We start from the raw sequence: 25745 nt of genomic DNA, 5'->3' as shown, positions 1-25745 counted from the left end.
AGAAGCAACCTCAGTGGAGGGCCGAACGGCCGATCATGTCGAACGTCAGGTTGATCAGTTGGATCAACTCCACGCCGATCCAGCGTCCGGTCATGATCAGGGTGACACCCACCGCCACCAGCTTGATGCCAAACGGCAGCGTCTGATCCTGCACCTGCATCAGCGCCTGAACCAGCGAGGTCAGCACGCCTACCACCACAGCCACGATCAGCGGCGGTGCGGTCAATACCACCACCAGTAACATGCCCTGCTTGAACAGTACGATCGGTTCCATATTCAGCTCAGAGATAAGAAAGGAACAGGCTGTCGAGCAGCCGCGACCAGCCGGACACCATTACAAACAGCAGCAATTTGAGCGGCAGGGAAATGGTCATGGGTGAAACCATTTGCATGCCCAGCGCCAACAAGAGGTTGGAGACAATCAGGTCAATCACGATAAAGGGGATGTAGATCAGAAACCCGATCTCGAACCCCGCCTGCAGTTGCGACAATACATAGGCGGGAATCAGCAGGATCAGGTCTTCACGCTGCACCTCCTGCGCCATCTGCGCGGGCCAGAGGCGGTGGGTATTCTCCAACAGGTGGGTGAGCACGTCGGGGTCGAGATTGCGCAGCATGAATGCACGCAACGGCTTGATGGCCTCTGCGCCTGTCTGCAGCACCCCCTGCACGCTGCTCGTGTCCAGCGGAGAAATCTTGAGGCTTTCTGCGATCTGGTAACCCACCGGCGCCATGATAAACAGCGTCGCGGCCAATGCGATGCCGTTGATAGCCATGCTCGGCGGCACTTGCTGCACGCCGATGGCATTGCGGGTAATCATCAGCACAATCACGATTTTCAAAAACGATGTGCAGATAATCAACAGCATCGGCATCAGCGTCAGCGTGGCAATAAACAGTGCGAGAACGAGGGGGTCCAGCCCCTGAACTGTCATCGACCGAAAAGCACGCGGGACAGCTGCAACCCCAAGCGGCCATCGACTTCCACCAGTTGGCCCTGCCCAATGGGACGGTCGCCGTAATACAGGCCTGCCAGGCCAGGCGCGTAACCGGTAATGCCCAGCACCGAGCCAGGCCCCAGATTGCGCAACTCGCCCAGCGTGAGGTTCAGCGTGCCGCAGCGAACATTCAGCGCCATGTCCAACTCATCGAATGGCTCGTGGCCAAAGATATCCACCACAGGTTCATCCTGCGCATCCTCGGAGTAGGCGTGCGCCGCAAAATTCTCGTCCACAGACGTGTCCTCGATAGAAGAAAGGGTCAGGCACAGAGTCCCGTTTTCATCGTCAATACTGCCCCGCAGCCGATGCCTGCCAACCTGCACATAACCGCTGCCCTGCGCCTGGAACAGCGCGAGCTCGGGGACCAGCACATCACCGGCGCGCAGGCCGCGTACCTGTGCAATGGTCAGGCGCATGCGTCCCAGGGTGACGGCAATCGCCAGTTGAAACTGCCCCGGCAGCGGTGCAGCGACAGAGCGCCATGGGGCGGCCTCGCACAACGCGAGGAAGCTTCCAGCGCTCAGCCACAGGTAGCCCATGACCCGTGAGGCGCCCAGGGACACGCTGAGCCGGCAACCGAACCCCTCGGGCCGATCCGTCTCCAGCAGCCGCATATAGCCGAACAGGTCACGTATCTGGGGGCTCAAGTAGTGCTGAAACAATGCCCAGAACCAGGAGTCCGGATCGTTGCCGGCCTGGGCCAACGTCACCGGGCACTCACCCATCAAGCTCAATTGCGGCCCCGGTTCGCTGAACGCCAATACCCCACTGGTGGTTTCAAAGCACAGCGACTGAGCGCCAACCGGCTCAGTGCCAGGCTCCAGGCGTAATTCACCGCGCTGTTCGGCCACCTGGAACGGCATGTGCAACCCACGCCCCAGCCGTCGCCGGGCAGCCACTGCATCAGCCCTCACAGTGCGCAAGGCCAGAGAGGGCAACATCATGCCGGCGCCGAATTCGCCACGCACAGCGCCACCGGTAACGCCAGGCTCGCGGCGAGCCTGTGCTCACATTGGTGCCGTACGCCGTAGAGCCAGCGCGCTGTTGCGTCCTGCTGCGCCTCAAGCTCGATATTCCACGCCGCCCCTTCTCGACGAATACGGGCATTGATCCGCCCCAGGCGTGGCAAGTACATGGCCACTGTCAGCGGCCACGTCGAGCCGCTTTGCAGCCGAGGTATCAACTGCTCCGACAACGCCTCGACCATGGCGACATCACCGCCGGCCCGGGTTCCGGGCTGAGACGCGCTACGGCCCGAATCCTGTTCGTCATCACCGAACAATTGGGTAAAGAGCTGCCGTTGCTCCCAAGGCACTGGGGCGCCCACCTCGTGGACACGGTCCTCGCGAGGGTCGCGTCGGCGTTGGCGTTCAGGCGTGTTGGCTGAAATAGCGTTCATAGCGGTTCCTGCGTGAGTAAATTGGCCAATTCCTGCAGTTTTTCTACTTGGCGAAGGCACTGGGAGACGTGCTTCTGCGCGATACCTACCTCCACCTCACGCTGTTCCTGCTGCCCTTGCAGCTGTTGCACCTGGCCTTCTTCACGCCGGGTACCGGCAGACAGGCTTTGTTCCTTGCGATTCCACGACTTCAGCGCCTGAACGCTCACAACCTGCCCCTGGTGCTCGCTCAACAGTTGTGCACATTGGCGTTCCTCTTCCTGACGGGTTTTCTCCAGCAGGTCTTGGGCCTGCTGGATGTGCGCCACCAATGCCTGCTGTGATCGTTTGGCCTCGCGCAGCGCACGTTCGGCACGATCGGCCCGGTACCGACGCAAGCGCCGCAGGGTTTCGATCTCACCGGGCAACGTTTCAGAATGGGACATAGGCAGTCAGCTCCGTCAGTTGGTCCATCGTCGTGTCGATCGCAGAAGGCTCACGCAAGTCTTGGCGCAGGAAGCTATCCACCGCCTGGCGGCTGCTTACCGCCATGTCGGTCAGGGCATCATTGCCTGCCTGGTACTCACCCAGCTTGAGCATCAGCTCGATCTGCTGGTAGGCCGACAACAGGCGTCGCAAAGCCGTACCGGCCTGGATATGCCTGGGCTCGCAGACATTGGTCAAAATCCGCGACAGGCTGGCCAGCACGTCCACGGCCGGATAATGGCCGCGCTCGGCCAACTTGCGTGACAGCACGATATGGCCGTCCAGCAGCGAGCGAACTTCGTCGGCCACCGGGTCATTCATCGAGTCCTGCTCGATCAACACCGTGTAGATGGCCGTGATCACGCCGTCACGCGTCAACCCCGCCCGTTCCACCAGGCGCGGCAACAGGCTGTACACCGAAGGCGGCAGACCGCCCCGCCCCAGCGGCTCGCCGGCAGCCAGGCCGATTTCACGCTGGGCTCGCGCAAAACGCGTCAAGGAATCGATCAACAAAAGCACCCGCTGGCCCTTGCGCCGGAAACCTTCGGCGAGCGCCGTCGCGGTGAAGGCGGCGCGGGCGCGCTCCATGCTGGAACGGTCAGAGGTGGAGCACACCAGCACCGCCTTGGCCCGCAGTTGGTCATCCAATTCATGGTCAAGAAACTCGCGCAACTCTCGGCCCCGTTCGCCGATCAAACCGAACACGATCACATCGCAGTCCACGTTACGGGCGATCTCGGCCAACAAGGTAGTCTTGCCACAGCCTGCCCCCGCGAACAGCCCGACGCGCTGGCCTTCTCCCAGCGTCATCAGGCCGTCGATCGATCGCACCCCCGTGGCCAATGCGCGGTTGATGCGCGGCCGCTCCGTGGGTAACGGCGCCTCGCACAACACCGGGGTTGCGTCGGGCGTATCCGCTTCGGCGAACGCACTGGGACCGTTGCCGGCAATCGGCCGGCCGAAACCGTCCAGCACCTGGCCCAGCAGGTCATCACCCACCCGTACCCTGTGCGGCACACCAAGACGCTCCACGCTGGCGCCCACACTCACGCCTTCCAGATTCCCCAGGGCACTGAGCACCGCATCCTGCTGATCGAAGCCAATGATCTCGGCGAGCATGTAATCGCCCGGTTGCTTTTCAACCTGGCACAGGTCGCCGATGCGCGCCTGGGGCAGCCGACACTGCATCAGCATGCCGTTGACGCGCTGTATGCGACCGCGCATCGTGACCGGCGCAAAGCTGTCCAACGCCGCCGACTGACTGCGTTGCCAAGCCTGGAGACGCTCTTGCCACGCGCCGCTCACCAACGCACCTCATAGCGCTGCGCACCGTCGAACACCACCTTGCTGTTATCGATCAGCACCAGGCGCAGGCCATTGACTTCGTCGCCCACAAACAACCGGGTGCCCTCTTCCAGCACAACGTGGCCGTTCGGTCCGCTGATGATCTGCACGATCTTGAACGGCAGTGCTCCGTCACGCGTGCGTACGCGGCTGATCACCGGCACAGCGGTTTCGAACTGCCCGGCAAAGCGGTCGAGCATGCGCGCGACCAAGTCCGCCTCTTCCTGGGAAACATCACCGCTCAGGGAAATCTGCCCATTGATGACTTGCAAGCTGACCCGTGAAGTCAGTTCCCGCTCGCTGAGCATCTTCAGCAATTGCTGGCGCACCTCAAAGGGCGAGCCCAGTTCGGGCTTCTGAACCACTACCGGCATCAGCGATGCCTGGGCCTTGCGCTCGCCGCTAAAGATGATGCCGGCTGCCGCAATGAGCACGGCGAACGCAAGTACCAGGCTAAGCAAACGCTTTTGTTGGGACGATGGAATTGATGACAGTTTCAACGCGAGCGGCGCCTGCTCCGCAGGCTCAGGCGCCGCAGGCGCGGGTGCCTGTGGCCAGGGCTGATCGGCAGGGCTGACGCACAAGCGAACGGGGCCGATCAAAAAGACCGTGTTCAGCGCAAGCTCGCCGATCTGCGCCAGCACTTGCCCATCGCTGTTTTTAAGCAGCCCCGCCTCGGCCTGCACCGACCACCGGCCATCGGCCAAGCGCAAACGTGCGTGATGCTTGGCAACCCCGGGATCGTTCAACAGAAGATCAGCGTCCGAATTGGCACCCACGCCCCACTGCTCACCAAACAACGGCAGCGCGGCGCCTTGATGCATACCATCCAGCACCCGCAGCTCGAACATCATGGGGCCACCCTCGATCCGGATAAAAATAACGCGCTCATGCCGCCGCCCCACGCATTGGTTCGTCCTGGCCCAGGTCGAAACGGCCCAATACCTTGACCTTGGAGTTGCTCCCCAGCTCGGCAAAAGACATCACCGGCACATGGTTGAACTCATCCAGCAAAAGCGCCCGTAACGGGCTGCGCAGATCCTGGGCAACCAACAGCACGCTCTTGGTTTTCGGCCTTAGCACAAAGGCCTGGTTGAGCAGCCCGACCAAGGCCGCACTGCTGTCGTTATCGAGGGCGAAAAACACCCCGCTCTGGGTTTGGCGCAACGCTTCGCGCAGGATGTTCTCGGTCTGTGGCGACAGGAGCCACGCATGCAGGCCATCGGCTTCGCTGTACTGGTGAAAAATCTGCGACTTGAGGGCGATCCGTGCGTAATCGGCCAGGGCATCCGGTTCACGCTCATGCTGGCCGTACTCGATCAATGACTCGACGATCAAACGTACGGCGCGCAATGGCACACCCTCACTCGCCAGGCGCTGCAGCACCGACGAAAAGCGCGAAAGCGGCATGATGCGCTGCAGCTCCTGCACCAGCTCCGGCTGGTTGTGTTCAAGCCAACTGAGGATTGACTTGCATTCCTGAATGCCGAGAAACCGCGGTCCGCTAAGCAACATCGCCCGCTTCATCCGTTCGATGATCAGGCTCTGGGCGCTGAAACGCTCAATCTGGGGGTCATCGAGCAATGGATCATCAGGGCCGAGCCACAACCAGTCCGCCTCGTCCCGCTCAGCCAGGCCTCTATCGCCCCTGTCCGGGGGCTGCGCCAAGGAGGCGTATTCAACCGCAACACGGTCGCTGAGGGTTGCCGTCACGGTCGGAACTTCATGCACGCAAAAGCGCATCTCGTCGACGGCCAGCGCCTCACTGAACTCGGCTTCGAACGGGGGGAGCGTCAGCCCGATATTGGCGACCAGCGCATTTCGGGCCTGACGAATTTTTTGCACGATGTCGATGACCTCGGGGGCCCCGTACATCTGGCTGTTGAATTGCAGCAGATACGGCCGTGACGGGTCGAAGCCACGCAGGTCTTCACTGCCGTTCTCTTCCGGACGGACCGCTTTTTCGTCTGACGCCGCCGGGGAGTCCTCGCGCTGACGCTGGCGCATGAGGTAGTACCCCAGGGAGCCGGTCATCAGCGAAATCAGAATGAACACCACGGTAGGCATGCCGGGAAGCGTGGCGAAGGCCAACATGCCCACCGACGCGATCATCCAGCTTTTGGGTTCGCTGGTCATCTGCCGGGCAATTTCGGCGCCCATGTTGGTGACGCCCTTGCGTCCGTCCGGCGCCACTCGGGTAATGATCATGCCGGCCGTCAGGGAGATCAACAACGCGGGAATCTGTGCGATCAGGCCGTCGCCGATCGTCAGTACCGAATACAGCGCCATCGACTCGCCCGCGCTCATCCCGTGCTGGAACATGCCGGTAGAAAAGCCTCCCAGCAGGTTAATGACCACGATGATCAGACCGGCAACGGCATCGCCCTTGACGAACTTCATGGCCCCGTCCATCGCCCCGAAAAGCTGGCTTTCGCGGGATAACTGCTCGCGTTTGTCACGAGCCTGCATACCATCGATCAACCCGGCGCGCAGGTCACTGTCGATCGACATCTGCTTGCCCGGCATCGCATCCAGACTGAAGCGGGCAGCCACTTCGGCGACCCGCTCCGAACCTTTGGTGATCACCAGGAAGTTGACGATGGTCAGGATCATGAAGATCACCAGCCCCACCGCCAGGTTGCCGCCCACCACGAAATTACCGAACGCTTCCACAATGTCGCCCGCGTCCTGCTCCAGCAGAATCAAGCGTGTGGTGGCAATCGACAGGGCCAGGCGAAACATGGTGGTCAACAGCAGGATCGATGGAAACGACGAGAACGCCAACGGCCCCGGCAAGTACAGCGCCAGTACGATCAACAAGCAGGAAATACAGATGTTCAACGCGATCAGGATGTCCACCAGCCAAGTGGGCAGCGGCACGATAAAGATAAACACGATGGCCAGGACCACCACCGCGCCGAGCACTTCGGCACGCCGCGCCACCTTGAGCAGCACGCCATTGACCGATGACAGCAGTGTCACCCGGACGTCCTCGTCTCGCCGGGAAATGTCTGATGACCGCGCTCTTCGCGCGCCCACTCAACCATGACGTCCTTGAACGCTTTCACGGCAGATGCCTGGGATTGCGCATCAAGCCACCAGTCCTTGGGCAGACTTTTTACTTCCGTGGCCAATTCATTAAGCGAGCGCAGACGAGCGGCAAGCAGCGTCCCCCCAAACTCAGTGGCCAGCCTTTGCACCTCGGCCGCATCGATACCGGTACTGGCATAACCCAGAAAACGCTGCAATAAATCCACCGCCTCCAGATCGACGTTCAGGCGCCGGATCAACGCATCACAGTTGCCCAGCACCGAGCGCAATTGACGACACTGCGCCAACCCCTTAAGCAGCAGGTGCAATTTTTCCGTGGGCACCGACTGGGTGTGCGCCGCGATATCGCTGTTCAGCGCCTGAGTCATCAGGTCGACGCCTTTGGGAAACGCCGTTAAGCCGTACATCTTCAACAGCGTCTGCAGCATCAACGCCAAGGATTGGCGAACGACCACGGAGGCGTAATAAAGCGCACGTACGTCCTGACGCTCCTGCGGGTCAGCGCTGGCCTCCTTCAATGCCAAGGCGATATTCAGGCCTGCCTGGATGTGCCCGCCGAAATCCTGCCTCAGCGCTTTCAAGGCCCCGCGCGCCAGGCCCTCTTCTACTGTCAGCCCATTGGTTTGCGCTTCGTTGGCGATGAATTGAAGCACCACGAAGGCACGCGCGGGGTCACCACCGGCATGGCTTACCAATTTTTCGACAGTGGGCTTGCGCAGCAACTCGAACCGAAGCCGACGAACAACGGTTTCCAGCGTGGCCAGGCCGGGGTGACCCAGTTGTTCATAGAGCTGCACGAACTCTGCGACAGGCGAAACTTTTGCGCCAATGGATCGCCGGCCCAGGGCCTGTGCGTTGAGTGCCACTTCTTCGCTGAAAATCTGCGCGATGTCATCTAAGCCCTGCGAACGGATTGGCACATCGACAGTGCTCACACTGGGCTTGTCCGCAGGTTGGATCTGCTGCACATCGTTGAAGGATTCGACTTTCATGGGCGGGCCAGAATGGGAAGTTTGTGTCCCTATGTGGCAAGCCGCTGCGGTTCAGTTCCATCAAAACATTTCACGGCGAGGGGTATGAAAATACCCGCACACCCAGATCGTCTTCTTTGCAAGTTACGGCACAAAAAACCCCTAACAAAAAATATATATCTATATAAATCAATAAGTTGTGTGTTTTTCCTATTTGGCACAGCCGGTGCAAAAGGGGTCCCTATCGAAACCATTTCGATCGAGCCTTCCCGGAGGAAAAACAACATGAAAATACCTATTGGCGATCTAGTTCACCTCGTCGGCAATTCGCCTCAGTTCATGGTCCAGCTGACGGACGACCAGCAAAAAAAACTGCGACGCTTCATTCATAAACGCGTGCTCAACCCTGAAGATGCTGACGATCTGCTGCAATTGACTTACCTGGAAGCATGGCGCAACAGAGAGCGTTTCAGCGGGCAGGCCACACTCAGCACCTGGATGTGCGGAATTGCGCAGAATTTGATCCGCAACCACTTCAGGCGCATGTATGCCAAACCGGTGCATTGCGAGTTCGATGAATCGTTGTGGCATGGCCAGGAAGAACACAACAGCCTGGACTGGGAGTTTGAAGTCAACCGACGGCTTGAAAAGACCCTGAACGCCATCGACCACCTGCCGATAGAAATGCGCAAAACGCTTTACGCTTCGCTCGAGACCGATGGTAGCTATCAGGACACCGCCGATGCGTTGGACATCCCCATCGGCACGGTACGCTCACGTTTGTCGCGAGCGCGCGAACAGCTCAAACGCGTGACGCGCAACCCGTTGCCGTAAGTCTCGCCACAGCAACACCGTTGGGCGAAAGGGATATCTGCCCAACACGATTGACGCTTGATGGGCGCGACCGCCCGAGAATCGCAGCCTGAAGAGCCCCCCGCCGCTCGTCGCCAATCAGCCTGTTTTTCGTTAAACAGTTGAAAGCGTAGAAAAAACTTAACAAAACCTCTTGACGCATTCCCGTTCTACGCGAATAATGCGCGCCACTTGGCTACATAGCTCAGTTGGTTAGAGCATAGCATTCATAATGCTGGGGTCCGGGGTTCAAGTCCCTGTGTAGCCACCAAGTACTAAAAACGGCTTACCGAAAGGTAGGCCGTTTTTTTATGCCCGCTGTTTACCTTTCAGGCGGTGGAAGCCGGCGTCCTTATGCGCAGGTCCCCCAGGTCAATCGTCAGGTCATGGCCAGGCAGGCTGCTCAGCGTATCGTTCAAGTTCATCCGCAGCGGTTTATCCGCATCCACCCCGTACTCGAAGTCGACGTTGACCTGTTTTTGCGTATAGCTGACGGCCGCGCTGCTGGAAAAACTCAGATTCATCATGGCTGGCACCGACATGCCATGGGACTGGCTCGCGGTGTAGCTCATGCTCATGCTTTTGACGCGCAGGTTGTTCGAATTTCCCAGTGCCTGCTTGATCAGCGGCTCGGTATCTGCGCCCGCAAGCAGGCTGCGCTCGATGGTGCGTAGCGCCTCTGGCTTGAGCTCCATGCCAAGCCTCACTGAAGTCCCTTCACCCCGCTGCAGTTGACCGATCACCTGGGCAAACTGCGGGTCATCCTTGAGCCACTGTTCGATGGCGGCCTTGTTGGCCGGCGCGACATCGTCCAACCAGTCATGCCGCCCATTATCGCGTAACCCCACGCGCGTGACGGAAGACTCGACCGATGCCAACTGCTGCAGCCCCTTGTTCGTCAAGTCTTGTTGGGTCATCAACGTGTCCAGCGACTGACTGATGGCGTAATAAGCGTCCGGTTTTGTCGCCAACGCCGGATGAGTGGAAAGAAACTGCTGCAACTTGGCCAGTTGTTGTTTTGGGGAGCCCTGCGCGCCCAACGGGTCGGCGGCGGCCAAGTCCCGTTTGAACTGGGGGGAATACAGTGACAGGCTGCTGTGAATATCATCGACCTGAGATTGAGTCACTGGCTGCGGCGGCTTGAAAGAAAAGCTGAAGGCCTGTGACTGCCCCCGGTCAAATTTCACCATGACCGATACGTCCGCCGAGGCAGCAACCATCGTCGCCGGCCCGCTGGCCCCGGCACTGCCCGCCAACGCCAACGTACTGATCGGCGCAAAGTTGGCCCCCACGCCGCCCTGCCTCAGCCACTGCGCGCTGCTTGCCTGGTCCCGGCTGGTGCCCGTCGCAGAGCGCGTGGTGGCTTGGCTTTTATCCGTGTGCGCAAGGTTAAGGTTACCCATCACTCCAATCCCGGCGCGTATCACTGAGTCCAACTCGGCGATGTCTTCCTGCGGGCTGTACATCAAACGCAGTTGCGCGAGCCCATCCAGGTTAACGTCAGCACTGAGTTTCGAGCTTTCGCCAACTGCGCCTTTTTCTCCCAGCGCCAATAAGTCGTGGAAGCCCCCGGACTGCCCCATAAGTATCGACATCATCTTGCCGAAGTCCGACTCCTTCACATCGAAACTGATGTTCGATCCAGTGTTCTTCACAACGGCGGCCGTCAGCTCACCGGCAACTCTCAGGCCGGGCCCCAGTGCACCGTCCCCGCGACCTAACGTCGCCCCCGTGGCCACGGAGCCGGCCAGGCGCCGCATATCGTCGCGGCTGATCTGGACCCTGGCTCCCTTGTCGGTACGGGTGATACTCACACCATGCGTATGAGACTTGGAGGCTCCCAGAAAAAACTCTACGGCTGGCGCAGGTTTTATACCGGTCACCATCAGTCCCAGGCTTTCGCCCTGGGTTCGGCTGGGGTTAAGGGTTTGACCACTTTCCATCTGCTGCACTTGCTGTGTCATTGCCTGCGTAATGGACGCATCGGCGGGCAACCCCAGCAGGCGCGAAAGGTGCCAATGCAAGGCAGACCCCGGCGTGCCAAGGTCCTTGGCCAATAGCTTGAAATTGTCATACAGGGATTCCGCCTGGCTATAACTGGCGACTTTCTGGCTGGCCAGTTTATGGACAGGGCTGTCATCAAACCCTTTCATCACAGTGCCCATGGACGCTTCGATTCTTTTCAAGGCACTGGGGCTGTGGCCAGTAATGCTGTCGAGTTCCTTGGCCAGGTCGTTTAGTTGCTTGAGCGTATTGGCATGGTGAATAAGGTCGCCCTCGACGATGGCCGCAGGGTGGTCGAGATCGCGTTTACGCTCAGGTTTCCACTTGGGCAACGTCAAGCCTTGACCTTCGAAGTTGGCCAGCAGGCCTGCCGTTGAAGGCTCCGATGAAGGCGCAACCCGTTTGAATGCCTCATGCAGTTGGTGCAGCGTCGACTCAGGGCTCGTCAGCGCTCGGCTCAGCGTGGGCCGTGGGTCAAACGCCAGCCCGTGTACGTCTCCTAACAGGCGGGCGCTCGATTGGCTGCTTTCTGTTACCTGCGTCAACGCCTGGCTGATCCGTATGGCCAATGCCTGACGCGGCCCGGGCTCGCACAGGGCGGCGAGACGCGCATTCAGGTCAGCGGCAACCGGCTTGCTCTTGGAAAGAGATGCGAGCTGCTGGTGCAGTTGCTTATCGTCAGCGTAAACGTGCTCCAGCCCCCGGCGCCCGTTTACGTGATGTTGAATGGATTTGCCTTTCTCACTGATGGCTTCCAGAGGATGAAAGTGCGCATTGAGTCCCTGGAAAAAATTGCGCTGGAGCGGCACGCCTTCACGGGTTTGGCCCACGACAGTGCTTGTGGCCGTCAGCGCGCCTCCTGCCATCGGCTTGCGCATCTGCGCGGCCGATAACGTATCGGTCAATGAGGGCCCCTGCACCGCCATTGCCAACGGCCCCCACGCCATTGCGCCCAAGGCCGCCTTATCGAGTCGATGGAACTGTTTATCCCATCCGCCAACCAGATGCTTATCAGCCCCCATCCGCAAGGAGTCCAGCGATTGGCCCTGCGGTAATTCAACCTGGGTCCAGCTTGGCGCGGCACCGTCGCGGCCCTGCCAGGCGTGGTAATCCGCCTTGAACAATTCGCCCGCCTGGGTGTGCGCATAAAGACTTGCTTCATGATCGAGCGCCAGGGTTTGTATGGCGAGCGCGGGGGAAAGCCGTAACGGGTTGACCACCCCATCCACGCAGGCTTGAAGCTGATGGTTTTTATCGACGGTTACAAAGTTGCGACCGTCAGCGATAGCGAATCCGGTGACAGGGCGCTGAGGATCCCCCGCCAGCACCTCGTCAAGTGACACTTGAGGACGCGGCTTGGGCAGTGCGCTCAATTCATGGCTGGCCCCCTCGAAGACGGGGTCACGCACCTTTTGCAGGGTCACCGCTTTGAGCTGCCCTTCCTGCAGCACATAGGCACGTCCGTCCAACCCTCGCTCCAGCTGTGTGACGCCCTGCAGCCCCGAGTGATCCCAACGTTGCGCAGCCGCGTCCCAGCTCAACAACGCGCCTGCGTCAAACGCAACCTTGCCGCGAGGGCCCAGGTCGACTGCGGTCGTCAGCGCCTGCTGGCTGGGCAACGGCAGACCTTTCTCGATGCCCTTGACCCACACATCGCTCAGGTTCCACTGAGGGCGCAGCACGCTTGCGTTATCCACGGGGACACTGTGCAGTTGCTGCCGGGCATCGCGAACCTGGGCATTGAGCTGCCCGGCATCATCATGAAAGAAACCTTCGACACGCACAGCGCCCTTTAGCGCCTGCTCCAATGATTCGAGCGATTGCGCAGCCATAGGCAACACGCCGTCCCGAGCCATGCGCACGTCCGCGCGCAGCAGTTCGCCGTCGACCGTGGCGCCATACAGCGTACTGCCGGCCAAACCGATTCGGATAAGTTGTACAGGCGCGCCGGTCTCATCAACCGGACGTACATCCGCCGCCCCGGCACCTTGAATCTGCACCACCGGCGCACCCTGACCCTGACTCAATACAACCGAGCTGCGCCCCTGTGCACTGCTGTCCAGCGCCCCCTGGGGTGTCTTCGACAAGTGCCCCTCACCGGTCAGCCCAATACGGCTGCAGGCCTGGTTGTCGGGGTCGGGCAACCACGCCAGGGTGAGAGGTTCGAAGCGATACAGGCGCTGTTCGTCCAGACGAAACTGCTTGCCGTCGACCGTCGTCTGTACACCGCTGACGCTTGCCAAATGCCCGCGACCAGGGCTGTCAAAAGACGAAACGCCCCCATCGCCGCCGACAGGATCGGGCACGCTGCTTTTGAATACCGCCGCGACAGCGGGCGTAGACTGAATATGAAACAGGTAATCTCGCCCATCCCTGACACGCAAGGTGCCTGCGGCGCTGGCGCCATCGGCGACAAAGTGTCTGGTTGGCGCGTTGAGATGAAGAGCGATATCGCGTGCCACCCTGGTCGTGTCAGGTTCCAGCTGTCCGTCCTTGAGGCGGATATCGAACAGCATTGAGGCGGGGATCAACGATTGATAGCGAGGTGACTGTTGGGCGGGCACCGCAGCCTTGTCGGGCGTGGAGGAGTGGTCGATAACACTGAGCTGCGCGTGGGGAAAATTGTCTAGTCTTCTGTGCATAACTGGCTCCAGAAATAGCTTAATACCAGTAATGCTGTGAGCGTTTACGTTGCTTTGGTTCCAGCGTCCCGGAATAAAACCAGGCCTCGACGGGCTCAGCCAGAAAAAACAGCCCGCTCGCCCCTCCCCGTCTTTCGTGCGTTAAAGTCTGCCGACAGGAAGACCAGATCATTCTCAAGATGAACGGAGTTCAGCGCGTGCTTTTTATTTCCCGCCGTCAACTGGCAATAGTTGCCACCACCCTCGCCCTGGCCGGCTGCCACACCGCAATCAATAAACCACCGCCCGCCCCGGAGCTGGGTTCGGGCTATCGCACCGACCTCACCCCCCGCCACGCCGAACGTCATATGGCCGCCGCCGCCAACCCGCTGGCCGCCCAAGCCGGGCGCGAGATGTTGCGCCAGGGCGGCTCGGCAATCGATGCGGCGATCGCCATGCAAGCGGTGCTGACGCTGGTGGAACCGCAGTCCTCCGGCATCGGCGGAGGCGCCTTTATCATGCTGTGGGACGGCGTAAACGTGCACGCCTATGATGGCCGTGAAACCGCCCCGGCCGGGGCGACAGAGCGGCTATTCCTGAACGCCGACGGTACGCCGATGGCGTTCACCGATGCGCAGATTGGCGGGCGCTCGGTGGGCACGCCAGGGGTATTGCGGGCACTGGAAATGGCGCACAAGCAGCACGGCCATCTGCAATGGGCCAAGCTGTTCGAACCGGCGATTCGTTTGTCCGAACAGGGTTTCGCGATTTCCCCGCGCTTGCACAGCTTGATCGCGGCCGACCGCTTTATCGCGCAATCACCGGACATGGCCGCTTACTTTCTGAATACCGATGGGTCGCCCAAAGCCACCGGCACACTGCTGAAGAACCCGGCGCTGGCGAAGGTGTTCAAACGCATCGCCAAGGAAGGGCCGGATGCGCTGTATCACGGCCCGATTGCCGATGAGATCGCGCGCAAGGTGCAAGGCAATCGCAATGCTGGCAGCCTGACTCAGGCCGACCTTACGGGCTACGCCGCCAAGGAGCGCACACCGCTGTGTACCGACTACAAACACTGGAAGGTGTGTGGCATGCCGCCGCCATCGTCGGGTGGTATCGCCGTTGCGCAAATCCTCGGGACGTTGCAAGCGTTGGAGACCCGCGATCCACGCCTGGCCATCGCGCCGATGACGCCGATCCGGAGCACCTCGCCCGCCGGGCTTGAACCAACGCCCGACGCCGTGCACCTGATCGCTGAAGCCGGGCGCCTGGCCTTCGCTGACCGTGCACTTTACGTGGCCGATGCGGACTTTACGCCGGTGCCGGTCGCAGGTCTCATCGCCCCCGATTACCTGGCCCGGCGCGCCGCACTGATCGGTGAACGCAGCATGGGCGTGGCCAAGCCAGGCCAACCGGCGGGCATCCGGGTAGCCTACGCGCCAGACCGTTCGCCGCTGCGCATCTCCACCTCACAAGTGGTGGCCGTGGATGACCAGGGCGGCGCTGTTTCGATGACCACCACAGTGGAAGCAGCGTTCGGCTCCCATGTGATGGTGCAGGGCTTTTTGCTCAATAACCAGATGACCGACTTCTCGTTCATTGCCCAAGAAAACGGCCAGCCCGTCGCCAACCGCGTGCAGCCCGGCAAGCGTCCGCGTTCGGCCATGGCACCGACGCTGGTGTTCGATCGTCAGAGCGGTGAATTGCTGGCCACGGTGGGTTCGCCGGGCGGCTCGCAGATCATCGAGTACGTGAGCAAATCACTGGTGGCCATGCTCGATTGGAAACTCGACCCGCAAGCTGCGATCAGCCTGCCCAATTTCGGTAGCCGCAACGGCGCCACCGAACTGGAAGCCGGGTTGTTCAGCCCGGGCGTGAAGCAGGCATTGAAGAGCAAGGGCCATGCGCTGAGCGAGATCGATATGACCAGCGGCGTCCAGGCGATCATTCGCACACGGGATGCTCAGGGCAAGGTGTCACTCAGCGGCGGTGCAGACCCACGGCGCGAAGGCGAAGCACTGGGCGATTGACCCGCCCTGTGTGGCGCGGCGAGTTGAAAGCAAGGCTTCCTGCCAAGGCTCGCCAGCCTCTGCACGATCGTACAAGACCTCGGCAGACAAGGCATACAGACTGGGTTAACGTGTTTCCACCTCCTTTTGTGACAAGTCACCATGGGCAACCCTACCCACACCCTCGACTGGCTGCACCGCGCCCCGCACGCCAGCGGCCTGGACCGTATCGAGGCGTACTTTGCCGGTTTTGCGTTCGACCCCCATCGCCATGACACCTACGCCATCGGCCGCACGTTGTTCGGCGTGCAGAGTTTTCATTATCGCGGCGGCATGACCCACAGCTTGCCCGGCACCACCATGGTCATTCACCCCGATGAAGTCCATGACGGCCGCGCTGGCAGCACGGAAGGCTTCAAGTACCGGATGATTTATGTGCAGCCGGCGCTGATCCAGCAGATCCTCGGCGGTAAGCCGTTGCCCTTCATACCCGGCGGTGTGTCCACCGACCCTCGGCTGCATCGCGCCAGCGAGGTGTTGCTGCAAAGCCTGGATTGCCCGATCGACCCGATGCAGGAGCAGGACGCGATGTTCGACCTGGCCCAGGCGCTGAGCGAGGCTTGCGGCGCAATCGCCAACCGCAAATCCTTTGACTACATCGCCGCTGAGCGCGCCCGGGAATTTATCCACAGCGCCCTGGGCCGCAGCATCACCCTGGATGAAATGGCCGAGCATGCCGAGCGCGACCGCTGGGCATTGTCGCGGGATTTCCGCTTGCTGTTCGGCACCAGCCCCTACCGCTACCTGACCATGCGTCGCTTGGACCTGGTGCGCCAATTGTTGGCCCAGGGCCTGCCACTGGTGGATGCGGCAATGACCGCCGGCTTCACCGACCAAAGCCACATGACCCGGCAATTTCGCAGCGCCTACGGCATGCCGCCGTCGCGGTGGGTGAAGATGCTAGGGCGCTGATTGATCGTTCCCGCGCTCCGCGTGGGAATGCCTCCTGGGACGCTCCGCGTCCCGCCAGCGCACAGGTGACGCGGAGCGTCACGGGCTGCATTCCCACGCAGGAGCGTGGGAACGATCTTGACTTGGAATGCATTCAAAAATGTGGGAGGGGGCTTGCTCCCGATGGCGGTGTATCAGCGCCAGTTAGGCTGGCTGACGCACCGCTATCGGGAGCAAGCCCCCTCCCACACTTTGGATAAGGTGGCGTTGCTGGCATTTGGTCATGGTTTGTAAAGGGCCAGCAAGCCGTGTCCCTTTAAATTGCAGGACGTTTCCGAGACAATCCCCGCCGCCTTGTGCCTGTTGGAATCGATGGCTAGTCTTCGGTCCGTCACTGAATTTCAGTGATCGGGTTTAGCAGCCTGAGTTCAATAGGCACACGTTCACACTGCATTATGGCGGCTGTGCGTGGGGCACCTTCGGGTGCGCTGGTTTCCTATTGACCGGTCTGCTAACCCGCGTACAGCTGCCACCCTACGTTTAGCAGCGTTGGTGGTCGCTCCCTTGTTCAATAGGAGCCACACCATGACCAAAGCACTTCCCGATCCACCCATGGATTGCCTCGTCGTCAATGAAGAGCTCAGCTTCGAAGACGCCCAACTTTATATTTCCCATCTGATCCATAGCGCATCGGCAACCGTATGGGACTGTTGCGACCATCTGCAACCCCACGACCGAGCCAAGATCCACGCCGTGTGGCATTTGCTGGAGATCGCCAAGACCGTGCTAAATCGCACCATCGACTGCATGCCGCGTACCTGAAAACACCACGAACCGAATGTGGAGCTGGAGCGTGCTTTTGAGGGAGAAACCCTAATCAGTCAGTTCGTCAGTTGGTTGGCAAATTGCCCGACGGCGCTCACCACTTTTTGCGCGCCATCCTGAATCTCCACGATCACCGTGCCCGCTTCCGCCGCCAGCGCCAGGCCTTGTTCGGCTTGCTGGCGGCCGCCGACCATCAAGGCTACTGCGTCGCGGGCCATGTCCTGGTTCTGACGCACGACACCGACAATTTCTTCGGTGGCTTTGCTGGTCCGAGAAGCCAATTGCCGCACCTCATCGGCCACCACCGCAAAGCCACGTCCCTGCTCACCGGCCCGCGCAGCTTCAATGGCCGCGTTGAGCGCCAGCAGGTTGGTCTGCTCGGCGATGCCGCTGATGGTCTTGACGATGCTGCCGATCACCTGGGACTGGGCGTTCAACGCCTCGATACCTTCGCCGGCCCGCTGCATATGCTCGGCCAGGTCACGCATTACCTCCACCGCCTGGGTCACCACGGTGGTGCCGCGCTGGGCGCTGTCATCGGTTTGCCGGGAGGTGCTGTAGGCAATGTTGGCGGCCTCGGCCACCGCAAGCTCGCGGTTGACCTGGTCGGTGATCACCGTGGCGAACTTGACCACTTTGTACAGCCGCTCATTGGCGTCAACCACCGGGTTATAGGTGGCTTCCAACCACACCAGGCGGCCATGACTGTCCACGCGTTTGAAGCGCGCCGCGACGAACTCGCCGGCGTTCAGGCGCTTCCAGAATTGTTGATACTCGGGGCTGTTGTATTCCTGCGGCTCACAGAACATACGGTGATGTTTACCTTGGATCTGCGCCAGGCTGTACCCCATGGCGTTGAGGAAGCGGTCGTTGGCGGTGAGCACCTGCCCGTCCAGGTCGAACTCGATCAACGCGGTGGAACGCATCAGCGCGGTGATCAGGTTTTCATGTTCACGCGAACTCTCGATGGTGCGCGTGAGGTCGCTGGAATACATCGCAAAATGCAGAAGGCGCCCGTCCGAACTGCGCACCGGCTGTAGGATCGAGCGTAGCCACGCCTCTTTGCCGCTACCGCGCATCAAGCGCACGGCACCCGCGAAGTGTTCGCCACGCGCCAGCGCATGCTTGAAGCGCAACTGGAATTCGTTCTGGCGGATGTGGGCCGGCGTCAGGTCTTCGATCGGCCGCCCCACAATCTCGCCCAACGGGTAGGCCAGTTCCCGCAGGAAGTTGGCATTCGCCCACTCCACCCGCCCATCAGGACCGAGCGTCAGACACAGCATTTCGTTTTCCAGGCTCTCTTTAACCTGGAGCAAGCTCGACAATTCTTCGCGAAGAGCCGACAGCTCCTGCTTCAGGCGGGTATTGAACATGGGGCACCGATGGCAAGTGAGGTGGGGTGTCTAACCTGCATCGGCGCAGCTGGCCTTTTCTGAAGAGGGCTTGCGGCATTGGCCTAACTATATTCCGCTCTCGATGATGGTCGGCACGTTGTTGCTCTGGCACTTTCTGACCTGAACCTCAGCCCGCCAAGGTGTGGCGCTTGCCGAATAGCGCCACGCTCCCCACTCCCACCGCCCCCATCACCACGCAATAGCCCACGCAAATCCACGGACTAGTGGGCATCAACGCAATCAGCAGCAGCGGCGTAGTACTCGCCCACAGCGCATAGGCGATGTTGTAGGTGAAGGAAATTCCCGATACGCGCACATGCGCCGGAAACAGTCCGACCATCACCGACGGCACCGCGCCCACCACCCCGCAGCTCAAGCCGGCCACGGCATACGCCGCGCCCAGCCAGACGCCGCCGTTGATCAGGCTGGCATACAGGATAAACACCCCCACCGGCAACAGCAGGCTGTAGACCAGCACCGCGCGCCAGGCGCCAATGCGGTCGACCAGCAGGCCAGCCAGCACGCAGCCGATGTTGAGGAACACAATCCCCAACGCGCTCAAGGCGAAGGTGTGGCTGGGGCTCATGCCGAAGGTTTTCTGCATCATGGTCGGGGTGATGACCACCAGGACCACCACCGCCGACGTGAGCACACAGGTGAGGATCATCGCCGGCAGCAACACGGCGCGGTGGTCGCGCAATACGGTGCGCAGCGGCAGTTCGGCAGCCGCCTGGCGGCGGGCCTGCATTTCGAGGAACACCGGGGTTTCGCTGAGCCAGCGGCGCAGCCATACGCCGATCACGCCGAATACGCCGCCGAGCAGGAACGGTAAGCGCCAGGCGTAGTCGAGAATCTCGGCCGGGGTGAAGACCTGTGCAAGCAGGGTGGCGGTGAGTGCGCCGAGCAAGTAGCCGAACGTCAGGCCGGCTTGCAGAAAACCCAGGGCATAACCGCGATGGCTGCGCGGGGCGTGTTCAGCGACGAAGGTCCAGGCGCTGGGCACTTCACCGCCCACCGCGGCGCCTTGTAATACACGCAGCGCCAGCAGGATCAGCGGTGCGAAATAGCCGATTTGCGCGTAGGTCGGCATGATGCCGATCAGCAGGCAGGGCAAGGCCATCATCAGGATGCTCAGACTGAACACGCGCTTGCGTCCCAGGTGATCGGCAAAGTGCGCCATCAGAATGCCACCCAGCGGGCGCGCGAGATAGCCGGTGACGAAGATGCCAAAGCTTTGCAGCAGGCGTAGCCACTCGGGCATTTCCGGGGGGAAAAACAGTTGGCTGAGGGTGAGCGCGAAGAACACGAAGATAATGAAGTCGTAGATTTCCAAGGCGCCACCGAGGGCGGCCAGGCCCAGGGTTTTGTAGTCGGAGCGGGAAAAACGCTGCGCCTGTGACGAAAAGGTGGCAGTCATGTACGGGCTCGGCAGACAAACAAAATGGCGTGCAGGTTATGAGTTGAACCGGATGATGGCAATCGCGACGGATATATTTGTTTTACTCATTGATCAATGAAGATAACTACATTCCCAAATCAATGACCTTGGAGGAACATGCCGAAAAACTGCCATCCCCATAATAAATACAAGAGGAAAGACTCGTGGCCGATGCTATCGAAGAAAGCCGCTATGCCCGATTTGCCTTGCGTTGCTCCAACTTCGCCGAGCGCTGGTTCCCCGACTCCTGGGTGTTCGCCGCCCTCGCCGTGATCATCGTTGCCGTGGCGACCCTGGGCATGGGCGCTGCGCCCAGCGAAGCCGCCAAAGCCTTTGGTGACGGGTTCTGGAGCCTGATCCCGTTCACCATGCAGATGGCCTTTGTGGTGATCGGTGGTTATGTGGTCGCCAGTTCGCCGCCTGCGGTAAAGCTGATTGACCGCCTGGCGCGCATCCCGAAGAACGGCCGCTCGGCAGTGGCCTGGGTCGCGTTGATTTCCATGGTGGCCTCCTTGCTCAACTGGGGCCTGTCCCTGGTGTTCGGCGGTTTGCTGGTACGTGCGCTGGCCCGTCGCACGGACTTGCGCATGGACTACCGCGCCGCTGGCGCTGCGGCCTACTTGGGCCTGGGTGCCGTGTGGGCGCTGGGGTTGTCGTCGTCGGCCGCGCAGTTGCAGGCCAACCCGGGAAGCTTGCCGCCGTCAATCCTGGCGATCACCGGGATGATCCCGTTTACCGAGACCATCTTCCTGTGGCAATCCGGCGTGCTGTTGCTGGCGCTGATCATTGTGTCGCTGATCATCGCCTACGCCACCGCGCCAGGCCCGAACAGTGCGCGGGATGCCAAGGCCTGCGGTGTCGACCCGGCATTCAACCTGCCCAAGCCGCAGGCGCCGACCCGACCCGGCGAATGGCTGGAGCACAGCCCGTTGCTGACTATTCTGCTGGCGCTGCTGGCGGCCGGCTGGTTGTTCCACGAGTTCTCGACCAAACCGGCGATCAGCGCCATCTCGGGGCTCAACACCTATAACTTCCTGTTCATCATGGTCGGTGCGCTCCTGCACTGGCGCCCGCGCAGCTTCCTCGATGCCGTGGCCCGCGCCGTGCCGACCACCACGGGCGTGCTGATCCAGTTCCCGCTGTACGGCTCGATCGCGGCGCTGATGACCGTGGTCAAAGGCGGCGACGGCCAGACCCTGGCGCACCATATCTCGCTGTTCTTCACCTCCATCGCGTCCCACGACACCTACGCCCTGCTGATGGGCGTGTACTCCGCAGTGCTGGGCTTCTTCATCCCCTCCGGCGGCGGCAAGTGGATCATCGAAGCGCCTTACGTGATGCAAGTGGCCAATGACTTGCAGTATCACCTGGGCTGGGCGGTACAGATCTACAACGCGGCCGAAGCGCTGCCGAACTTGATCAACCCGTTCTATATGCTGCCGTTGCTGGGCGTGTTGGGGCTGAAGGCGCGGGATTTGATCGGGTTTTCGTTCGTGCAATTGCTGGTGCACACGCCGTTGGTGTTGTTCTTGCTGTGGGCGTTGGGGACGACGTTGACGTATTTGCCGCCGGTGATGCCGTAAATAGCGGCAGACCGTACCTGCTATTACAGTAGGTACGGTCATTCAGTGGGGGGAAGGCGCTCCAGCAAATCGGGCAATGCGCTTTGTATCGTGTCCCAAACGACATCGAAGTTGATATCGAAGTAACCGTGAGCAATTCGATTGCGCATCGCGCGTATATTGCGCCAGGGAATGTATGAATGTTCTGTAGCGAAGTCGGGGTGCCGGTCCATGATTTTCGTCGACGCCTCACCAATGATGATCAGGCTCATGACCACTGCTTGTTGCGTTCGCCTGTCCTCCAAGAACTCTTCTTTGCTTAACCCCTCAACAAAGGTAATCGCGTCAGTGCAAGCTTGCTTGATGTGTTCCAGATAATCCCCAAGGCGATTTTCCGTCATACCGGACGAGCCTCAGCCAACACCTTCGCGCGAAACTTCAAAGGCAAATCACCAGGGGTCAGCAGATCCACATTGACGCCCAGCAAGCTTTCAAGCTCTACCTGCAACCCACCGAGGTCAAAAAGCGTCGTTCCCGGCGGCGCGTCGACAAGCAAGTCCAGGTCACTGCCTTCGTGATCGGTCCCCAGTAATACAGACCCAAACACTCTCGGATTTGATATACGAAAACGCCCGACCACTTCTCTAACAGCGGCTCGTTGTAGATCAAGTGCAATTGAAGGTTTCACGGTTCACCTCGCGGCCTGCATCAAGAGGCCAGTCTAGCAGCGCTTATGCGGTGTAGACACGGCCCACTCATCATAGGCCTGTCTTTGTTCCGTCACATTCCATTGCTACCGTCCTGCGAAACATCTTGCAACACCTCCCCAAGGACTCCCGCGCAATGAGTGACGAGCACGTAGACCGCCCCTCCACCGATTCCGTAAGCCAACCGCCGGTCGACACCAGTCGTCGGCGCTTCCTGGGGGGCGCGGCGGTACTGGGGGTGGGCGCGACCTTGAGTGCGTGCGGTAATACCGGCGAAGCACCGGGAAAACCGATGCCGCGCCCACTCGCCTCGCAGGAGCTGGATAAAGCCTTGCGCGACAATGTGAAAACCGTCGTGGTGATTTACGCCGAGAACCGCAGCTTCAACAATCTGTTTGCAGACTTCCCCGGGCTGGAGAAACCGCTCTCGGCGCTTTCGGTGGCTGACGTTCAACAACGCGACCGCGATGGCAGCGTATTGACCACCCTCCCCCCGACCTGGGGCGGCGTGTTGCAGGTGGGCCCGCAAAGCGTGGATGGCGTGACCTACCCGAGCGCCGTGCAATTCCAGGAGAACCTGCCCAACGCCCCGTTCGCCCTCAAGGGCCCGGATGTGCAGGACTTGCCGCTGAGCCTGGTGACCCGTGACTTGTGGCATGTGTTCTACCAGAACCAGATGCAGATCAACGGCGGCAAGAATGACGGTTTCGTTGCCTGGGGCGATTCCGGCGGCCTGGTGATGGGCCATTACGCCCAGAGCCGCTATTCCCTGCGCCTGTGGGACGTGGCCAAGGAGTTTGTGCTGTGCGATAACTTTTTCCAGGGTGCGTTTGGTGGCTCGTTCCTCAACCATCAGTACCTGATCAGCGCCACGGCACCGATCTATCCGAATGCCGCGCAATCGGTGGCCAAGGCGCAGATCGCCACGCTGCAAAGCGATGACCCCGCCGACACGCGCCTCAAGCCCTTGGACACCTCGCCGGCCAGCGCCATGACCGGTCCGCCGCAGTTCGGCCCCAGCGCCTTGACGCCGGACGGTTACGCCGTCAACACGCTGGCTCCGCCCTACTGGCCGACCTGGATCCGCGACCCGCAGAACCCGGACTACGCCAAACCGGACCTGCCCAATGTGCTGGTGCCGCAAACCCATGAACACATTGGCGACAAGCTCTCGAAAAAGAACATCGACTGGGCCTGGTACGCCGGCGCCTGGCAAGCCACCCTGGAGCAATTCAAGGACTCGGGCGGTATCCCCAAGATTCCGAACTTCCAGTACCACCATCAGCCGTTCAATTACTTCAAGCAGCAGGGCCCCGAGAACCGTGCCGAGCGCGACAAACGCCTGCGCGACGGCGGGTTGGGCGATGAGTCAAGCACCAACAGGTTCTTCGCCGACGCCCAAGCGGGCAAGCTGCCCGCCGTGACCTTCTACAAGCCCCAGGGCAACCTGAACATGCACGCCGGTTATGCCGATGTGGCCTCGGGCGACCGCCATATCGTCCGCGCCTTGAAGCTGCTGCAGGAAAGCCCGCAGTGGAACAACATGGTGGTGGTCGTGACCGTCGATGAGAACGGCGGCTGGTGGGACCACGTGGCACCGCCCAAGGGCGACCGCTGGGGTCCGGGCACACGGGTTCCGGCCCTGGTGGTGTCGCCGTTCGCACGCAAAGGCACGGTTGACCACACGCTCTACGACACCGCGTCGATCCTGCGCTTGATCACCCGCGTGTTTCAGCTGGAGACCCTGGACGGCCTCAAGCAAAGGGATGCCGCGATGATCGCGCGCGGCCAGAAACCCATGGGGGATTTGAGCAATACCTTGCAGTTCAGCGTGTAGGTTCACTTATCCAATCGCGACACACGCGGCGATTTAGCACGCGGTTTTCCCGGTCAGCCGCTACTGTGTGAAGGTGGGCTTTCATCCCGCGCAGACGGGCTTTCGCTGACAAGGAACCAATTATGTTCAAACCGACCAGGCTGTGCTTGACCCTGGCCGCACTGCTGACCAGTGCGGTCGTACAGGCCGACATCGAAGTGCCGTTGGGCAGTACACAGCGTGTCACCCAGTTGTTCGCGTTTCCCAATAACTGCAACGTGATCTGTTTTCGGCCCTGGACGCTGGAACAGACCGCCGAGCACTATTTGAACCAGAGCCTGCAACGTGACGGCTACAGCCGCGCCAAGGTCAGCGTCAAGGTGCATGACGGCCAGGTCGCGGCAACCTTCAGCGGCGTGCCGGACGGTTACGGCCAGCCCCTGACCACGCTGCTCGATACCGCAGACCTGGCTTACCAAGGTGCCAGCCAGCTCAACAGCGACGGCAAGTGGGTCTATAACTGGTACTTGTTCCTGCCGCTGGGCATGGCCCTGGAAAACCGCAAAAGCATCGAGCTGCTGCACTTTCCGCCGGATTATTCGCTGACCCAGGCCCAGGATTACCTGGAATCGGCTACCACCGACCGCTGGGCGACCTTGCTCACCAGCAATGGCATTCCTGCCAGCGAAACGCCGGCCTATCAGACCATCATCGATATCGCCCCCATCGCCGCGCCGTCCAATGCGGGTAAGGACCTGGAAGCCGTCTACGGCTACTTCACCGACTACCAGACCCGCATGGTCAAGGAACTGAGCCTGCGCCCCAGCGATTCGTTGCCGATGGTGGCCTTCGGCGCGCCGGTGCGCAGTTGGATCAAGCAACAATACGGGCAAACGGTGGCGGTGCTGGGCCTGGCGCAGATCAACCCGGAGCCGGGCAGGCCGGTCTCGGTGCTCGGCGCCAACCACCCAAGCTACATCTGGTACGCCGCCAGCCCGGACACGTATGACGGCAATGAGCAGAAGGCCGATGAGGCCGGCTTGAAAGTGATGGGCCAGGATCTGAGCGCAGCCTGCTGGCAAGCCGGCATGGGCCAGAAACCCGCCAGCGACGCGAATGTATTGCTCAAGGCATGCATGAACACCTGGCAGGTCACGCGCAAGGAGCAGACCTGCGAACTGTTTTACACCTCGGTGCGCAACCTGAGCCCGGAGCAGGCCAACGCCAAATGCGCCACGCCCACCATCAAGGCCCAGCTGAAGCAGCTGCGCAGTGCAGCCCCGGCCCCCACCCTCGCGCCGCCCGCGCTATGAGGAGCACCCAGGATTTCTACTG

General features: G+C 60.9%; 21 protein-coding genes and 1 tRNA gene. 8 read left to right on the top strand and 14 right to left on the bottom strand.

Annotation, left to right across the window (positions count from 1 at the left end; all coding sequences use genetic code 11):
* Positions 1-10 precede the first annotated feature (10 nt).
* Genes sctS through C4J87_RS03475 form a run of 9 tightly spaced genes read right to left on the bottom strand, consistent with a single transcriptional unit; the run spans position 11 to position 8252 of the window.
* On the bottom strand, positions 11-274 hold the full coding sequence (gene sctS / locus C4J87_RS03515) for a type III secretion system export apparatus subunit SctS (RefSeq protein WP_104501569.1): 264 nt from the start codon (positions 272-274) through the stop codon (positions 11-13).
* Between the two features lie 7 nt (positions 275-281).
* Positions 282-935 carry a type III secretion system export apparatus subunit SctR gene (gene sctR / locus C4J87_RS03510; RefSeq protein ID WP_124365738.1) on the bottom strand — a complete coding sequence of 218 codons (654 nt, stop codon included), beginning with the start codon at positions 933-935 and terminating at the stop codon, positions 282-284.
* Positions 932-1945, bottom strand: coding sequence for a FliM/FliN family flagellar motor switch protein (locus tag C4J87_RS03505; RefSeq protein WP_124365737.1), 1014 nt, complete (start codon positions 1943-1945; stop codon positions 932-934). The genes sctR and C4J87_RS03505 overlap by 4 nt, the downstream gene beginning before the upstream one ends.
* Positions 1942-2400: a type III secretion system HrpP C-terminal domain-containing protein gene (locus C4J87_RS03500; RefSeq protein WP_124365736.1), complete on the bottom strand. Its 459-nt coding sequence runs from the start codon at positions 2398-2400 to the stop codon at positions 1942-1944. Before C4J87_RS03500 ends, C4J87_RS03505 begins: the two co-directional genes overlap by 4 nt.
* Complete coding sequence (locus C4J87_RS03495) at positions 2397-2825, bottom strand: YscO family type III secretion system apparatus protein (RefSeq protein WP_124365735.1); 429 nt, start codon at positions 2823-2825, stop codon at positions 2397-2399. The genes C4J87_RS03500 and C4J87_RS03495 overlap by 4 nt, the downstream gene beginning before the upstream one ends.
* On the bottom strand, positions 2812-4170 hold the full coding sequence (locus C4J87_RS03490) for a FliI/YscN family ATPase (protein WP_124365734.1): 1359 nt from the start codon (positions 4168-4170) through the stop codon (positions 2812-2814). Before C4J87_RS03490 ends, C4J87_RS03495 begins: the two co-directional genes overlap by 14 nt.
* Positions 4167-5060 carry an FHA domain-containing protein gene (locus C4J87_RS03485; protein WP_164487680.1) on the bottom strand — a complete coding sequence of 298 codons (894 nt, stop codon included), beginning with the start codon at positions 5058-5060 and terminating at the stop codon, positions 4167-4169. The genes C4J87_RS03490 and C4J87_RS03485 overlap by 4 nt, the downstream gene beginning before the upstream one ends.
* A gap of 37 nt (positions 5061-5097) precedes the next feature.
* Positions 5098-7191, bottom strand: a complete 2094-nt coding sequence (sctV, locus tag C4J87_RS03480; RefSeq protein ID WP_124365732.1) for a type III secretion system export apparatus subunit SctV — start codon at positions 7189-7191, stop codon at positions 5098-5100.
* A complete protein-coding gene (locus tag C4J87_RS03475; protein WP_124365731.1) occupies positions 7188-8252 on the bottom strand; it encodes an HrpJ domain-containing protein in 1065 nt (354 codons plus the stop codon). Before C4J87_RS03475 ends, sctV begins: the two co-directional genes overlap by 4 nt.
* A 264-nt stretch (positions 8253-8516) precedes the next feature.
* On the opposite strand from C4J87_RS03475, the gene C4J87_RS03470 reads away from it, so the two are divergent.
* Both C4J87_RS03470 and C4J87_RS03465 read left to right on the top strand, forming a co-directional pair.
* Complete coding sequence (locus C4J87_RS03470; protein ID WP_124361172.1) at positions 8517-9065, top strand: RNA polymerase sigma factor; 549 nt, start codon at positions 8517-8519, stop codon at positions 9063-9065.
* 212 nt (positions 9066-9277) lie between these two features.
* Positions 9278-9354: transfer RNA gene (locus C4J87_RS03465), tRNA-Met, on the top strand.
* 58 nt (positions 9355-9412) lie between these two features.
* On the opposite strand, the gene C4J87_RS03460 is transcribed toward C4J87_RS03465, so the two are convergent.
* Entirely contained in the window at positions 9413-13729 is a 4317-nt protein-coding gene (locus C4J87_RS03460) for an AvrE-family type 3 secretion system effector (protein WP_124365730.1), read from the bottom strand.
* A 197-nt stretch (positions 13730-13926) separates the two neighbouring features.
* Here C4J87_RS03460 and ggt point away from each other — a divergent pair, with 197 nt between their 5' ends.
* The 3 genes from ggt to C4J87_RS03445 all read left to right on the top strand — a co-directional run bounded on the left by ggt (position 13927) and on the right by C4J87_RS03445 (position 17490).
* Positions 13927-15738 carry a gamma-glutamyltransferase gene (ggt, locus tag C4J87_RS03455; protein WP_372238431.1) on the top strand — a complete coding sequence of 604 codons (1812 nt, stop codon included), beginning with the start codon at positions 13927-13929 and terminating at the stop codon, positions 15736-15738.
* A gap of 141 nt (positions 15739-15879) precedes the next feature.
* Positions 15880-16689, top strand: coding sequence for an AraC family transcriptional regulator (locus C4J87_RS03450; RefSeq protein WP_124365728.1), 810 nt, complete (start codon positions 15880-15882; stop codon positions 16687-16689).
* A 564-nt stretch (positions 16690-17253) separates the two neighbouring features.
* On the top strand, positions 17254-17490 hold the full coding sequence (locus C4J87_RS03445) for a hypothetical protein (protein ID WP_124365727.1): 237 nt from the start codon (positions 17254-17256) through the stop codon (positions 17488-17490).
* A 59-nt stretch (positions 17491-17549) separates the two neighbouring features.
* On the opposite strand, the gene C4J87_RS03440 is transcribed toward C4J87_RS03445, so the two are convergent.
* Together C4J87_RS03440 and C4J87_RS03435 are read right to left on the bottom strand one after the other, a co-directional pair.
* Positions 17550-18866 carry a PAS domain-containing methyl-accepting chemotaxis protein gene (locus C4J87_RS03440; RefSeq protein ID WP_124365726.1) on the bottom strand — a complete coding sequence of 439 codons (1317 nt, stop codon included), beginning with the start codon at positions 18864-18866 and terminating at the stop codon, positions 17550-17552.
* 148 nt (positions 18867-19014) lie between these two features.
* Positions 19015-20304: an MFS transporter gene (locus C4J87_RS03435; RefSeq protein WP_124365725.1), complete on the bottom strand. Its 1290-nt coding sequence runs from the start codon at positions 20302-20304 to the stop codon at positions 19015-19017.
* A 185-nt stretch (positions 20305-20489) separates the two neighbouring features.
* Here C4J87_RS03435 and C4J87_RS03430 point away from each other — a divergent pair, with 185 nt between their 5' ends.
* Positions 20490-21908: a short-chain fatty acid transporter gene (locus C4J87_RS03430; protein ID WP_124365724.1), complete on the top strand. Its 1419-nt coding sequence runs from the start codon at positions 20490-20492 to the stop codon at positions 21906-21908.
* A 38-nt stretch (positions 21909-21946) separates the two neighbouring features.
* On the opposite strand, the gene C4J87_RS03425 is transcribed toward C4J87_RS03430, so the two are convergent.
* Together C4J87_RS03425 and C4J87_RS03420 are read right to left on the bottom strand one after the other, a co-directional pair.
* On the bottom strand, positions 21947-22288 hold the full coding sequence (locus tag C4J87_RS03425; RefSeq protein ID WP_124365723.1) for a DUF86 domain-containing protein: 342 nt from the start codon (positions 22286-22288) through the stop codon (positions 21947-21949).
* Complete coding sequence (locus C4J87_RS03420) at positions 22285-22575, bottom strand: nucleotidyltransferase family protein (RefSeq protein ID WP_124361163.1); 291 nt, start codon at positions 22573-22575, stop codon at positions 22285-22287. Before C4J87_RS03420 ends, C4J87_RS03425 begins: the two co-directional genes overlap by 4 nt.
* 155 nt (positions 22576-22730) lie before the next feature.
* Between C4J87_RS03420 and acpA the strand changes: the two genes are divergently transcribed.
* Positions 22731-24431, top strand: coding sequence for an acid phosphatase (gene acpA, locus C4J87_RS03415; RefSeq protein WP_124365722.1), 1701 nt, complete (start codon positions 22731-22733; stop codon positions 24429-24431).
* Between the two features lie 122 nt (positions 24432-24553).
* The gene (locus C4J87_RS03410) at positions 24554-25723 is read left to right on the top strand and encodes a hypothetical protein (protein WP_124365721.1); all 1170 of its coding nucleotides are present in this window, start codon (positions 24554-24556) and stop codon (positions 25721-25723) included.
* The last annotated feature ends 22 nt before the right edge of the window (positions 25724-25745 follow it).

The organism is Pseudomonas sp. R1-43-08, from assembly GCF_003852255.1.
Lineage (GTDB): Bacteria > Pseudomonadota > Gammaproteobacteria > Pseudomonadales > Pseudomonadaceae > Aquipseudomonas.
Note: the sequence above shows the minus strand (reverse complement) of the source record. Positions and strands in the feature narration are given on the sequence as shown.

What these genes read in the sequence shown, in the direction of transcription:
- sctS (WP_104501569.1), bottom strand. Translation starts at nt 274, where the DNA reads ATGGAACCGATCGTACTGTTCAAGCAGGGCATGTTACTGGTGGTGGTA.
- sctR (WP_124365738.1), bottom strand. Translation starts at nt 935, where the DNA reads ATGACAGTTCAGGGGCTGGACCCCCTCGTTCTCGCACTGTTTATTGCC.
- C4J87_RS03505 (WP_124365737.1), bottom strand. Translation starts at nt 1,945, where the DNA reads ATGATGTTGCCCTCTCTGGCCTTGCGCACTGTGAGGGCTGATGCAGTG.
- C4J87_RS03500 (WP_124365736.1), bottom strand. Translation starts at nt 2,400, where the DNA reads ATGAACGCTATTTCAGCCAACACGCCTGAACGCCAACGCCGACGCGAC.
- C4J87_RS03495 (WP_124365735.1), bottom strand. Translation starts at nt 2,825, where the DNA reads ATGTCCCATTCTGAAACGTTGCCCGGTGAGATCGAAACCCTGCGGCGC.
- C4J87_RS03485 (WP_164487680.1), bottom strand. Translation starts at nt 5,060, where the DNA reads ATGTTCGAGCTGCGGGTGCTGGATGGTATGCATCAAGGCGCCGCGCTG.
- C4J87_RS03475 (WP_124365731.1), bottom strand. Translation starts at nt 8,252, where the DNA reads ATGAAAGTCGAATCCTTCAACGATGTGCAGCAGATCCAACCTGCGGAC.
- C4J87_RS03470 (WP_124361172.1), top strand. Translation starts at nt 8,517, where the DNA reads ATGAAAATACCTATTGGCGATCTAGTTCACCTCGTCGGCAATTCGCCT.
- C4J87_RS03460 (WP_124365730.1), bottom strand. Translation starts at nt 13,729, where the DNA reads ATGCACAGAAGACTAGACAATTTTCCCCACGCGCAGCTCAGTGTTATC.
- C4J87_RS03450 (WP_124365728.1), top strand. Translation starts at nt 15,880, where the DNA reads ATGGGCAACCCTACCCACACCCTCGACTGGCTGCACCGCGCCCCGCAC.
- C4J87_RS03445 (WP_124365727.1), top strand. Translation starts at nt 17,254, where the DNA reads ATGACCAAAGCACTTCCCGATCCACCCATGGATTGCCTCGTCGTCAAT.
- C4J87_RS03440 (WP_124365726.1), bottom strand. Translation starts at nt 18,866, where the DNA reads ATGTTCAATACCCGCCTGAAGCAGGAGCTGTCGGCTCTTCGCGAAGAA.
- C4J87_RS03435 (WP_124365725.1), bottom strand. Translation starts at nt 20,304, where the DNA reads ATGACTGCCACCTTTTCGTCACAGGCGCAGCGTTTTTCCCGCTCCGAC.
- C4J87_RS03425 (WP_124365723.1), bottom strand. Translation starts at nt 22,288, where the DNA reads ATGACGGAAAATCGCCTTGGGGATTATCTGGAACACATCAAGCAAGCT.
- acpA (WP_124365722.1), top strand. Translation starts at nt 22,731, where the DNA reads ATGAGTGACGAGCACGTAGACCGCCCCTCCACCGATTCCGTAAGCCAA.
- C4J87_RS03410 (WP_124365721.1), top strand. Translation starts at nt 24,554, where the DNA reads ATGTTCAAACCGACCAGGCTGTGCTTGACCCTGGCCGCACTGCTGACC.